We start from the raw sequence: 12,547 nt of genomic DNA on the forward strand, positions 1-12,547 counted from the left end.
CGGGCGGGTGCGAAGGATGTCCCGCAATCGAGGGCGACTATCAGGACTCCCGCAGGCTGACGATACAATGTCGTACCTTCAACCCGCCCCGCCCGGGCGACACGCTCGTCGATCGCCGCGAGCGAACGACCGGTCGCTGCGATAGCTCCCGGCAAGTGAGGTCTCCATGCCCAGGCGTCTTTTCCGCGCTGCGGCGATCGACAGGAATCGGTTTGTGGCGTTGTATGCGTTCATCGCTGCAGCGCTTCTGCTTTCGGCCGCATTCTTCATATATGACGCGACGATCATCCTCGCCGACCGGACGCAGGACGACACCTCGGTCGCTGTGCTGGAAGCCGGCAATCGCGTCCTGCACGATCTGGAGAATCTCGAGACGGGGCAACGCGGCTACCTGCTGACAGGCGACGACAACTACCTGCAACCGTACCGATTCGCCGTGCGCGATCTCGACGACGCAGTGCTGCGACTGCACCAACTGGTCGCTACCGATCCGCGGTCGACAGCGCTGGTCGGTCGCATCGAGCGCGCGAAGAACGACAAGGTGATGGAGATCGGCCGCACGCTCGATCTCGCGCGCAACGGCAACCGCGAAGCTGCGCTGGCACTCGTGCAAACGAACGAAGGCAAGCGCTATATGGACGCGCTGCGCGGCGACCTGGGCGTCCTCCTGCAGAACTGGCGCGAGGTCCGCCGTGTTGCGGTGCAGGATGTCGACAGACGGGTCGTGCTCGCGGCCACGGCGCTTGCGTTCATTGCGGTCCTCGTTTGCTGTCTGCTCGTCTACAGCCTTTTCGTTCAGCGACGCGCGTTCGCGCTGGTCCACGCTTACACGGATGTCATCAACCGACGCGCAACGAGGGACGCGTTGACCGGACTTCCGAATCGCCGGCAATTGCTTTCCACCCTCGATGCGCTCGCTGCGGAATCGCAAGTGCTTCCCCGGCGGATCGCGTTGCTCTATCTGGACATGGACGGATTCAAGGCCGTCAATGACACGCTCGGTCATACGGCCGGCGATGCCGTCCTGAGGGCATTGGCACGCGCACTTCTAACGGCGACGCGTGAAGGGGATCTGCTCGTGAGAATCGGCGGCGACGAATTCGTGATGGTGTCGTTCGATTTCGACGACGATGAACAGTTGCGCGAACTGGCGACGCGGTTGGCTGCTAGCGTGAGTCAGGTCGGAGCGGACGAGTCGAATGGCTGTTTTTCGATCGGCGTGAGTATTGGCATCGCCACTTACCCGGACGGCGTGGATTCGATCGAAGAATTGCTGGACGCCGCCGACGCGGCAATGTATGAAGCCAAGCGGGCAGGTCGCACTCCCTTCGCGTTTGCGCGACGAGACGCCAAAAAGAACGTCATCAGTCTGCACCGGCGCTGATTTCTTACGTTTCCCGCTTGCTGCGGCCATACAGCAGCAACATCGCCGCTATCACCACGCCGTAGATGATCTGACGCCCGGCCTCCGGCATCTGCGCGACCGAAAGGATCGACTGCAGCAGCGTGATCAGGATCGCGCCGGCCACCGTGCCGAGGTATGAGCCTCGCCCACCCAGAATCGACGTGCCGCCGAGCACGACTGCCGCGATCGCCGGTAACAGATAGGCATCGCCCATCGACTGCGCTGCCTTCGACGCATAACCGGCGAGCAAGACGCCACCGAACGCCGCGAAACCGCTGCACACCGCGAAGGCGGCCACGGTGACGAGCCGCGTATCGATGCCGGACAGATACGCCGCGCGCTCGGTATTGCCGATCGCGTACAGCGTGCGGCCGAAGGTCGTACGCGTCAGCAGGAACACTGTGGCACCGCCGATCACCACCCACAGCGCGACGGCATTGGGCACGCCCGGCACGAGCCAGCCCGCCGCGAGCCAGCGCATCACTTCGGGGGCGGAATCTTGCGGTGACGATCCGCCGGTATAGACGATCATGATGCCCTGCGCGACCGCATTGGTCGCGAGCGTGGCGATCATCGACGGAATGCGCAGCAGCGCGACGAGGATGCCGTTGACGATGCCGATCAGCACGCCGCAACCAATCCCGACCGGTATTGCGAGGATTCGTCCGAGTTCGCCGTGCCCCGCGACCGCGCACGCCATCATCGCGCCGACGGTGATGGTCCACGGCAGCGACAGGTCGATGTGGCCGAGCAGGATCACCATCATCAGGCCGGTCGCGATGATGCCGAGGAACGCGCCGACCTTCAGTTGCAGCAGGATGTACTCCGGCGACGTGAAGCTGCGCGAAAACATCCCGCCGACGAGCAGCAGCGCGACGATGCACGCGAACGCGATCACGATCGGCTTGTCGATTCTGCGCGTGAGCCTCGACACGAAGGTGGTCCGGCCGGTTGCCGAAGCGTGGCTCATTGAAACCACTCCAGACGGTTGCGTACCCTGAACAGCCCGCACGCGCCGATCGCGACGGCCAGCAGAAGAATCACGCCCTGAAATAGCGGCTGCCACAGCGCATCGACGTTGAACACGAACAGCAGGTCGCCGATCGAGCGGAACGCGAATGCGCCGAAGATCGCGCCGATCGCGCTGCCCTTGCCGCCGAGCAGCGACACGCCGCCTATCACCACCGCGGCGATCGAAAACAGCGTGTACGAGTTGGCGCTGCCGAGGCTCGCTTCGCCGGTGTCGGTGAAGAAGGTCAGAAACAACCCGCCGATTGCGGCGAGCAGGCCGGCCAGCGTATAGCTCGCGAACTTCGCGCGGCGGATCGGCATGCCGGACAGAAACGCCGCGGGTTCGGACGAGCCGGTCGCGTATGCCGCGCGTCCGACCGCCGAGCGCTTGAAAGGAATCCAGACGATCACTGTCGCCGCGAGCAGAATCAGCAAGCTCGCCGGCAGCACACCGGCGACCTTGCCGGTCAGCGCGTCGGCGAGGTCCTCGTTGATCGAGCCGCCGGGCACGGGGCGCAGCAGCAGGGCCAGTCCGTAGTAGACCGCGCCGGTGGCGATCGTCGTCACGATCGGCTGCAGCCGGCCGAAAATGATGATCACGCCGTTCAGCGCGCCGCACAGCGCGCCCGCCGCGAGCACGCCGGCGATGCCGAGCGCGCTGTGCAGCGCATCGCCGGTGACGATCCACGAGCCGATGCAATTCGTCAGCACCAGCGTCATGCCGATCGACAGGTCGATGCCGGCCGTCAGCACGACGAGCGCTTGTCCCATCGAGACGAGCGCGAGCAGCACCGCCTTGTTCGCCGCGGTCTGAAACACGTTGGCCGACAACGTCGACGGATAGTTGAACAGGTAGATGGCGAACATCAGCACGAACAGGCCGAACGCGAACACCGCCCCGCGATTCTCCGCATACCAGTAACGCAGCCCGCTCATGGCGCGACTCCCGTGGAAGGCGAAATCTGTCCGACCGGCAGGTCGAGCGCACTGGCAATCAGGTTCTGCTCGGTGATCGCCGGGCCGGCGAGTTCCTTCTTGATCCTGCCTTCGTACAGCACGAGCACGCGATCGCAGCAGCCGATCAGCTCGTCATAGTCGGTCGAATAGAACAGAACCGCGGCGCCTTCGTCGGCGAGGCGCCTCAGCAGCTGATACAGCTCCTGCTTGGTGCCGACGTCGATACCGCGCGTCGGGTCGCTGAGCAGCAGGATCCTCGGCTGGCGGATCAGCCACTTCGCGATCACCACCTTCTGCTGGTTGCCGCCGGACAGCGAGCCCACGGGCGCGTCGAGGCCGAACGACTTGATCGCCAGCAGCTCCACCGCCCGGTCGACCAGCGACTGCTGACGGTCGCGATCGATTACGCCGACGCTGGACATGCGATCGAGCGCGGCAAACGACAGGTTCTCGCGTACCGACATCGGCAGCATCAGGCCTTCGGTCTTGCGGTCTTCCGGTATCAGCGCCATGCCGATTCCGTTGGCACGCGCGGCCATCGGGCTGCCGATCGACACCGCTTTGCCGTCGATTTCGATCTCGCCCGCGCAACCGCGCAACACACCGAACAGCGCGAGCAGGAGTTCGCGCTGGCCTTGTCCGTCGAGGCCGCCCAGTCCGAGGATTTCACCGGGCTGCAACGAAAAGCTGATGCCTTGCAGCGTGTCGCTCCACGTGAGATCGCGACAGGCGAGAGCCGGGGCGGCGCGGTGGTCGTCCGCGGGGTTGGCCGCGGGTTTGGGCGCGGGTTTGGCCGGGAAAGCATGCTGGTACTTCCGGCCAATCATCATTTCGACGACCTCATTGTCGGAGCGCGTGCCCGCCTCGAAGCTCATCACGTGACGGCCGTTCCGGTAGACCGTGCATTCGTCCGCGAGCGCCTTCACCTCGTGCATCCGATGCGAGATGAACAGCAGCGCGAGCCCTTCTTCGCGCAGGCGCTTGAGCACCTCGATCACGCGCGCGACGTCGGCGGCGGTCAGCGCCGAGGTGGCTTCGTCGAGGATCAGGATGCGCGGCGCGTGGGCCAGCCCTTTCGCAAGCTCGACCATCTGCTGGCGCGACAGCGGCAGGTCGCGGACTTTCGCGAGCGGATTGATGTCGGCGGCGCCCGCCCGCGCGAGGGCCTCCTCGGCCTGGCGGCGCTGCGTGCGGCGGTCGATCATGCCGAAACGTCGCGGCGGGTTCGAGGCGAAGATGTTGTCCGCCACGCTCAGGTCGGGGATCAGCGACAGCTCCTGATACACGCAGACGATGCCGGCCGCGTTCGCCTCGGCCGGCGACGCGAACGAGACCTCGCGGCCATCGAAGTGCATCGTGCCCTCGTCCGGCTGCACGACGCCGGACATCACCTTCAGCAACGTGGACTTACCCGCGCCGTTCTCGCCGAGGATCGCGTGAATGCGGGCCCGGCGCACCGTGAGCTCGGCGTGATCCAGCGCGACCGCGCCGCCGTAGCTTTTCGACACGCCAGACATCTGAAAGAACGGCTGCTTTGCCTCCTCCAGCATGCTTCGTCTCCCGTCACATCGCGGCCGTCATCCGATCACTGGTTACCCTGGCTCTGCTTCATGATTTCCTGCGCGGAGAAATTGATGCCGCAAGACGGAAACGAGTTGCCGACGAAAAAGTTGTCGGAGTCGTTCGGGAAGTAGTTGACGCCCGACTTCAGCTTCGAATCGTCGGTGACGTCGAGCGGCAGCTTGATCGAGACCGGGATCGTCTGGCCGTCCAGCGCGGCGAGCGCCGTCTTGATCGCCACGGCCACCTGCGCGGGACCGGTGCCCGCCGACGTGCACTTCAGGCCCTGGCTGCCATACTGCGCGCAGAACTTGCGAAAGCCGTTCTCGGTCTCGCCGCCGAAAGGCACGAACGGATGTTTCGCATCGATCATCGCGCGCACGACGCCGGTGTCGCCGCCTTGCGCCGAAATGCCGTCGAAATGACCCTGCACGGCAATCGCGTCGGCGGTGGCCTTTTGCGCGACCCCGTCATCCCACTTGCCGTAGACCTGGACGACGTTCCACTTCTTGCCGGTGTCGTCCAGGGTTTTCATGAAACCGTTGTGCCGGTCCGTGTCGACCGAGGTACCCGCCACCCCGCGAACCTCGAGCACCTTGCCGCCGCTCGACAGGTGGTCCGCGAGCCACTTGGCCCACAGCACGCCGAGCCCGTACTGATCGACGTTGACGTTGATCGCGTCTTCGCTGTCGAGGATGTTGTCGAACGCGATCAGCACGACGCCGGCATTCTTCGCGCGGCGGATCGCGGGGCCGAACGAGGTGGGATTCTGCGCGTCCACGATGACCGCGTCATAGCCGGCATCGATAAAGTTGTTGACGGCCGAGATCTGCGCCGGCACGTCCTCGCCGGTCGAGACGACCTTGAATTCCTTGATTTTGGCGGCGACGGCCGGTTGTGCCGCATAGGCCTTGGCCGTCTTGATCATCTGGATCCGCCAGGTGTTCGCGATATAGCCGTTGACGAGTGCGATCCGATAGGGTCCGTTCTTCTTCGGATACTTGATGAACTTCGTGTCGGTCTTCCACGGGACCATGCATGTGGGATCGCTGGACGGCCCGGAAACGATCGAAGCCTGCGCGAAAGCCGCGCTTGCGCACAGCGCCAATGACGCGGCCGCCGCCGCTCGAAGCACTTGGATTCCTGAAAGCATGTCGTCTCCAATTTGTTGGATTGAACTTACCGGTTGCCGGCGCACATGGCGGTCGTGGAGCGTCGCCGAAATCTGTGCGTGAAGCAGGGAATCTTGCGGAATGTGCTGCAGCGGGACTGACTCGGACTCGTCGAAGCAGCGCATCGACTTCTTCAAAGGCGCCGCCTCGAAGCAAATCGAAGGGCCGGCGCGAACGTAGTCACGTCTGACAGTACTGGCATACCAATCCGCGCGCGATAGTGGTTTACCACGGCGTGGCAGGCTGGTCGAGAAGCCTGAAAGCCCTGCTGCGTCGGTTTGACGGCCGGGAAGGGCAGTGCCGCGCCGGTGCGGCCGGACCGGGCAATTGGTGTACCATTTTTACGAACTCGAGCCGCCTGCTGGCGGCCTCGTAGCTTTCGGGAATCCTGAATGGCCGATCTTTCGCACACGCCAGGCGGCCGCTCCGTCGATGAGGACGCGACCGACCGTTCCTATGTCGGGCTGGCGAAGCAGATCCACGATCTGATCGTCGCCGGCGACGTCGGGCCGCGTGCGCGTCTGCCTTCCGAGCGGACGCTGGCGGAGCGTTTTGGCGTGAGCCGCACGCAGGTGAGGGAGGCGATCATCGCGCTGGAAGTGCAGGGCGTGGTCGAGGTCCGGGTCGGCTCGGGCATTTATGTGGCCGAGGCGCCGCAGGCGCGCTCCGCGATGTTCAAACTGCCGCGCGGGCTGGGCCCGATCGAGACGCTGCGCGCGCGGGCGGTGATCGAAAGCGGGATCGCGGCGTTGGCCGCTACCGAACGCAAAGATGCGGACCTCGACCGGATCTTCGCCGCGTTGCGCGCGATGCGCGAAAACATGGACGACAAGGCCGCGAACGAGGCCGCCGACCGCGATTTCCATCTGGCGATCGCGCGAGCGACCGGCAACGAAATGCTCCGGCTCGTGGTGGCCGCGATGTGGGACAACTCCCGCGCCGACCCGATGTGGAAGAAGATCGAGGAGCATTTCCATACTCCCGCGTTGCGGGCCGCTTCACAGGATGACCATCAGCGCATCTTTTCGGCCGTCATGGCGCGAGATGCGAGCGCCGCGCGCACGACGATGCAGGCGCATCTCACGCGCGTCATCGGCGAGTTCACCAAGGCGTGGCGTTAGTCCGGGTTCTGGCGGTGCGCGAGCGGAGCGCTTTGGTGTGGCTCGCTCACGGCTCTGAATCGTCGCCGGCAATCCCGTCGAGGAATCGGGCCAGTCGTTCGGTATCGGCGTTGGTCCAGCCCTCCGGAGGCAGCACACTGGCCCAGCCGTCGACGTAGTCCTGCGAAGAGTAGTTGTGGCCAAAGCCAGGCGGCACGCCGAGCTGGTGAATCTGATCGCCGACCGCCTGCACGCCCGACACGATCGGAAACCATTGCATGGCGCGAGGCACGTCGAAGCCGCGCGGCGCGGCCAGCCATTGCGGCGGCCACCAGAACGCGCTGACACTCCAGAACACGGCCGGATCGGACGGATGCTGCAGGTACACGATTCGCGGAGCCGGCCAGTCGGCATCCAATGCCACCTGCCGCGGATCGCGGTTCAAGAACCGGACGGTGCGCCCCTCATTGAAAATCGGCTGCCAGAACGGCGAGCCACGATCGCGCTCGCGAGTGAGTTGCGAATGGATAGGATTGCTTTGTGTGGCGCCGGCGATCAGCACGCCATCGGTCGCGGCCACCATGTTGGCCACCGAGACAGAGGCGTCTGCTGCCACGAAAGGCGCTTCCACACCCGCGGCGCCGAGGCTCTTGCCGAACAGAACGAGCTTCGGCCGCCGTTGCGGCGGGAGCATCGACCAGCGGGCGCGAACTGCCTTGAAGAGCGTCATACCTGCCTCCTCGGCGAGCCCAGAGTCCATGAAGATAGCGTAGCGGCTCGGCAGGAACGAGTATTGGATCGCCACGATGGCGGTGTCGCCACGGTGCAGTTGTTCGAGCGAAGCAGCGGCCTTGGGCACTATCCAGCCCGTGCCGGTGGGTATCCACACGACCAGCACTTTGCGCTCGAACCCGCCCGCGCGTTCGAGCTCGCGGACCGCGATCTCCGCACGCTGCTCCAGGGAGTCCGCGGAACGCACTCCTACGTAGACCCTCACCGGATCGACCAGCGTCGCATCAGTCCCGTGGAACTTCGCGAGCTGTTGCATGCTCGTCGCTGTTGCCACGAAGTCGCGCCCCATGCGTCCCAGACTGGCCCACGCGACGAACGATTTGCTGCTGCCGGACACCGCTGGCGACGTGGGCGCCACGGTTCCCTCGGTCGTTCGCTCGTTCTCGCGCCAGTGGACGAGGTCGACGCCGCCGGTGACGGTGGGGGCCGCCACTCCACGAACGAGCGCCATGCCGATTACGACGATGAGCAGTGCCGTTGCCGGCACCGCCACGATCGATGGGACATACCGCTGGATAACGCGCTGCAGCGCCGCGATGCCACGGGCCATTAGCCGCGCGAGGATCAGCAGTAGCAGTGCGGCAACCAGCGAAAGCACGCTCGCCAGCACCCCATCCAACCAGGTGATGGACGTCATCCCCATGAAACTGCGTTGCTCGTTCTGCCAGCCGAGCCATAGCGTCGAGCCGACGAATAGCGCAATGAGCCAGGCCGCCGCCACGGCGATCCCGCTACGCCGGCGCATTGCGCTGCCGGGAAAAAATCCCCACCGCGCCAGCAGCCGATGCCCGCCGCAGCCGGCCAGGGTGCCGATCGCGTAGCCGATGGCCAGACAGGTCGCGCCGACCGCAGTCTGCGTTCCCCACGACCGTGGAATCAGGGTTGGCGTCAGTGACTGCCACCAGAACACAAGCGCGAGCAACGATCCGCTGAGCGTCGGCGTCCAGACTGCGACTCGGTGTCCGGCTGCTGCTGGCTTGTCGGAGTTCCGCATGCGTGCTCGCTCAGGTTGGCATGACTCGCACCCTGTTCCCATGAGGCAACCGCGAAGGGGTCGGGCTTGATTCAGACCGTGCTTGCATCGATCGTAGTGCGACTACTCTGAGCCGGTTTTCGACCGGCTCGGTCAGTTCGACGCGCCCGGTTATCAAGGCCCGGGGAGGAACTGAACGTCCCCGTACCAGGCGCGCGTCGTGGTGCCGGTATTGTCGGTATCGGTCAGCAGCCCGTAGCCGGTGATTCGTCCCGGCGCTTCGTGAAAGACCCGCTGATAGTCCTCCACGATATTGCGGCGCAGGCTTTGCCACTGACCCGCATCGCCAGGCTGACCGGAGACCACGATCATCTGGACGCGGTCCGTGTGAGGGTTGGCAATGACGGTACCCGGCGCGGCGTTGGTCGACCAGATATACATCAACGTGGCATAGGGCAGATCCTGGCCACCCAGTTGCTTGGCCACGCTCATCTTCGCCCGATCGAACATCGACAGCTTGCTCTTGTCGCCGTCGAACACGAACACCAGCCGCGTTGGCGCGTCTTCCTTCGATGCGACGCGGTTATCGGCACCCTCGATCGGTCGATCCGCTTTCCAGCGCCATGCCACGACGGGTGTGCGAGCAAGGTCGATATCACCTTCGTGCATCAGCGCTGATGCAGAGCGGTTCGCGTCCGCCTGGAGCACGGTGCCGTGGTCGTCGTGAACGAGTGTGTATTGCGTGAGGGGCTTGCCGTGCACGACCGGCAGGTTCTTCCAGCCCGCGGGCAGGGGGGCGCCCGGTTCGATCGTGGAAAAGGCTATACCGGGCTTTTGGTCTTGGGCAAGGATGGGTGGTGGCAACAAAAGAAGCGCGGCGCACACGGCGATCCAGGCGGATCGGGCTGTTCGCTGCCGGGTTCGACGGCTCGAGGGAAGATGCATGGCGGGTCGCATTGGTTTTTTTGAATATCACCCATTGTAATGGGCTCCGTTGGCGACATTTCCGTAGGCCGCGAGAGAAAATGCGACTGCTGCCACAGTTGTGCGACTGTGTGACAAAGTTGCTGCGACTGGCCTAACAGCCCGGTTTAGCCTCTTTGTCGCACGGTAGAAGTCGCGAACCGATTCGACGCCGCGTTGGATCGCCCGCAAGACAGTTTGACAAGCGATAGCCGAAGGCGGCCACCTTACCACTGGGGTCAGCCGGCGATCGGCCAGACGGCGTCACGGACCACGATCGGCTTCGGAATGAAACCGAGCTTCAGGAAGACATCGGCGGTTTCCTGCAACTGAGCGGCAATCGCGCGCGTGACAGGCCCCACGGTCAAGTCGCTGCGATCGATTGCGACACGCACTGCATCAACGTCCATGCCGATGGCGGCCGATGTAGCCTCGGCAAACTTGTCGCGATTTTGCGCCGCCCACGTGGTGACGTTCGTCACCTCATCTAAAACCGCGAAAGGCATGGCGGACGCTATCTCACCAAAGCTGGCACACATGAAATGCTCGAAGGGCAACGGCCAAGCCGCGTCGTAGTTGTCGAATTTCCGAGCATGCAGGCGATTAAGGATTGGTACAACGATCCCGGCTATCGGCCGCTGATCGCCAAGCGACATGCAGCGGCGCGCAGCGTCATGATCGCGGTGGAGGGCCAGTGAAGCGGTGGGACGTCCCTGCATTCAGCGGGTCCGCTCCAACCCGGAAAGCGGCCATCGCGGTGGTTTCGGCCAAGGTCAGCGAAGGGTCGCGTGCTGCCGATCACAGTCTGGGGACATGGGAGCAGTGTCCGCTAGCTGTCATTGCCCCAACCTTGAGCGGATCTCGGCGACGGACAGATCATGTTTATGTGTTGCAATTTGCCAGGTATTACCCCATTCATCTATCACCATGGCTCGCCGGTCGCCGTACGGCATGTCGGTTGGTTCCTCAATTGCGACCGCATTCGCCGCGATCGCACGCCTGTAGGTTGAATCAGCGTCCTCCACATAGACGTAGAGAAATGCCGTGGCTGGGTCACGCAGGCCATCCCCACCGCTGACCATCAGCACGGAGTCGCCAATTCTGATCTCGGCAGGTAATCCGGTTCGAAATTCACCCCGTGCCTGAAAGACCTGCTTAAGGAAGGCTACTAGGTTTTCCGGATCCCGTACGATGATTCGGGGTGTGACGGTATGCCAGCCGTCAGGCTGGAAGTTAGTCATAGCTTGCGCCTCGTAACAGATTTCACCGAGAATTCTCCTCTGAGTGCCCCATGTCAGCAAAGGGGTCGCCTTCGGCACACGGCATCTGGCGCCCGCCGGCCAGGAGCCGCCGGTCGAGGCGTCTTTCCAGTTTGTATGGCCGAGGTCTCGTCCGCCCCCCGCTCAGTGGCCGGTTTCCGGCGAGCAAATTGACAGTGGAAGTGCCTCAAGGCGGCCACTTTCTGCCGCTCGCCTGAGCCGTACAGCGGTCATTCGAACGGCCGGTCCACTTCGAAACCCGCCCGATGCGCGACGCGCGCTTGTCTTAAGGTTTGTTCGACCCCTGCCCATGTCCGCGGGCTCGCAAGCACCCGTCAGCGCATGCGGGCAGGCGTTGGACAAATCCAAAGAACTACCTTCTTTGAGACGCCGGTCAGGATGTCCGCACTGCTCCTTAGCTGCCCCGGAAGGCCGGACGGCGCGACGGGCGGCAGTGGGGCGCACTTGCTTTTCCGGCGGGCGAGGCGATCAGCCGGGGCCGCGTGGGGCGGGCCTGGGCCGGCGAATCGCGGTGATAAGCGGAACTATCGCGGGATGAGAGTCGAGTCTCTTCCCCGGCAACCTGCTTCGGCCACCGGGGCACGGATGAAAGGCAGTAAATCAGAAAGATTATCCAACTTGATTAGGTCTCACATATCTGGGAAAGCTGGTTCACGGCACACAACCAAAATTGTTATTAGCTTCAACTAATTTCGTGAATACCCGCGCTTCCTGCCATCGTGTACGTGGCTTTCCAGCGCGGACGCCAAGTCAGGGGCTCCCGCGCGCCCTGACCGTTTTTCGTGAAAATTTGAACCTTGTGCATCAAATCATGAGCAGGCAACAACACAGCGGAGCAATGCGCGATCTGAACGGCTGAGCGCAATGCCGCAGCAGCAGCGGACACTATTTCTTTCGATGTAGTTGGCCTTACCCCGGTTTAGGTCCTTGGAAAGAACTGTCTGTCCACGTGTCAGTGTGAAGCCACCGGTGCACGTACGCGAACGCATAGGACGGTGTCCTCGCGGTCGAAGTGGCGGCCATTGAACAAACGATGTTGTCTAGGCAATGTGACCGCGAACCATTCCTTGTTCATTACTAAACCTGGCGCGTCCCACTTTGCAGGAAGCGGAGTGTCCCGGAAGCAAAGATGTTCCGGAAGCTCCAACTTCAGAGGGTCACCGATGCGCGACAAGACCCGTGCCATGGAGCACTGAGGTCATCAATGGCTCCGCAGATCCATCTGTCAGCGCGATCGGTGTGCCTGATTGTCGACTCGGGGCATACCCCAGGTAAGATCGGGTTTTTTGGAATTCAGCTTGCATCCAGGTTTTTTTTCAGCATCCTGACTAGAC

11 protein-coding genes are annotated in these 12,547 nt (G+C 63.6%); 3 read left to right on the forward strand and 8 right to left on the reverse strand.

The window, feature by feature from the left end; all coding sequences use genetic code 11:
* The first annotated feature begins 166 nt into the window (after positions 1 to 166).
* Complete coding sequence (locus EVC45_RS17255) at positions 167 to 1,384, forward strand: diguanylate cyclase domain-containing protein (RefSeq protein WP_129959147.1); 1,218 nt, start codon at positions 167 to 169, stop codon at positions 1,382 to 1,384.
* A gap of 4 nt (positions 1,385 to 1,388) precedes the next feature.
* Here EVC45_RS17255 and EVC45_RS17260 read toward each other — a convergent pair whose 3' ends face one another.
* From EVC45_RS17260 to EVC45_RS17275, 4 genes are read right to left on the reverse strand one after another with little or no spacing between them, the layout of a single operon-like run.
* Complete coding sequence (locus EVC45_RS17260) at positions 1,389 to 2,375, reverse strand: ABC transporter permease (RefSeq protein ID WP_129959148.1); 987 nt, start codon at positions 2,373 to 2,375, stop codon at positions 1,389 to 1,391.
* On the reverse strand, positions 2,372 to 3,352 hold the full coding sequence (locus EVC45_RS17265) for an ABC transporter permease (RefSeq protein WP_129959149.1): 981 nt from the start codon (positions 3,350 to 3,352) through the stop codon (positions 2,372 to 2,374). Before EVC45_RS17265 ends, EVC45_RS17260 begins: the two co-directional genes overlap by 4 nt.
* The gene (locus EVC45_RS17270; RefSeq protein WP_129959150.1) at positions 3,349 to 4,923 is read right to left on the reverse strand and encodes a sugar ABC transporter ATP-binding protein; all 1,575 of its coding nucleotides are present in this window, start codon (positions 4,921 to 4,923) and stop codon (positions 3,349 to 3,351) included. Before EVC45_RS17270 ends, EVC45_RS17265 begins: the two co-directional genes overlap by 4 nt.
* 35 nt (positions 4,924 to 4,958) lie before the next feature.
* On the reverse strand, positions 4,959 to 6,086 hold the full coding sequence (locus EVC45_RS17275; RefSeq protein WP_129959151.1) for a sugar ABC transporter substrate-binding protein: 1,128 nt from the start codon (positions 6,084 to 6,086) through the stop codon (positions 4,959 to 4,961).
* Between the two features lie 411 nt (positions 6,087 to 6,497).
* Here EVC45_RS17275 and EVC45_RS17280 point away from each other — a divergent pair, with 411 nt between their 5' ends.
* Positions 6,498 to 7,226 (forward strand): FadR/GntR family transcriptional regulator, encoded by a 729-nt coding sequence (locus EVC45_RS17280; RefSeq protein ID WP_129959152.1) that lies wholly within the window; start codon positions 6,498 to 6,500, stop codon positions 7,224 to 7,226.
* A gap of 46 nt (positions 7,227 to 7,272) precedes the next feature.
* Here the strand turns inward: EVC45_RS17280 and EVC45_RS17285 are convergent, their stop codons facing one another.
* From EVC45_RS17285 to EVC45_RS47920, 3 genes are all read right to left on the reverse strand, one after another.
* The gene (locus tag EVC45_RS17285) at positions 7,273 to 8,991 is read right to left on the reverse strand and encodes an alpha/beta-hydrolase family protein (RefSeq protein ID WP_129959153.1); all 1,719 of its coding nucleotides are present in this window, start codon (positions 8,989 to 8,991) and stop codon (positions 7,273 to 7,275) included.
* A 153-nt stretch (positions 8,992 to 9,144) separates the two neighbouring features.
* On the reverse strand, positions 9,145 to 9,915 hold the full coding sequence (locus EVC45_RS17290; protein ID WP_129959154.1) for a DUF3047 domain-containing protein: 771 nt from the start codon (positions 9,913 to 9,915) through the stop codon (positions 9,145 to 9,147).
* Positions 9,916 to 10,172: 257 nt separating this feature from the next.
* On the reverse strand, positions 10,173 to 10,472 hold the full coding sequence (locus EVC45_RS47920) for a hypothetical protein (protein WP_129959155.1): 300 nt from the start codon (positions 10,470 to 10,472) through the stop codon (positions 10,173 to 10,175).
* A gap of 3 nt (positions 10,473 to 10,475) precedes the next feature.
* On the opposite strand from EVC45_RS47920, the gene EVC45_RS47925 reads away from it, so the two are divergent.
* On the forward strand, positions 10,476 to 10,631 hold the full coding sequence (locus EVC45_RS47925; protein ID WP_129959156.1) for a DUF1330 domain-containing protein: 156 nt from the start codon (positions 10,476 to 10,478) through the stop codon (positions 10,629 to 10,631).
* 138 nt (positions 10,632 to 10,769) lie between these two features.
* On the opposite strand, the gene EVC45_RS17305 is transcribed toward EVC45_RS47925, so the two are convergent.
* On the reverse strand, positions 10,770 to 11,174 hold the full coding sequence (locus EVC45_RS17305; RefSeq protein ID WP_129959157.1) for a VOC family protein: 405 nt from the start codon (positions 11,172 to 11,174) through the stop codon (positions 10,770 to 10,772).
* Between the last annotated feature and the right edge of the window lie 1,373 nt (positions 11,175 to 12,547).

The sequence above is a fragment of the Paraburkholderia sp. UYCP14C genome, assembly GCF_004197395.1.
Taxonomy (GTDB): Bacteria; Pseudomonadota; Gammaproteobacteria; order Burkholderiales; family Burkholderiaceae; genus Paraburkholderia.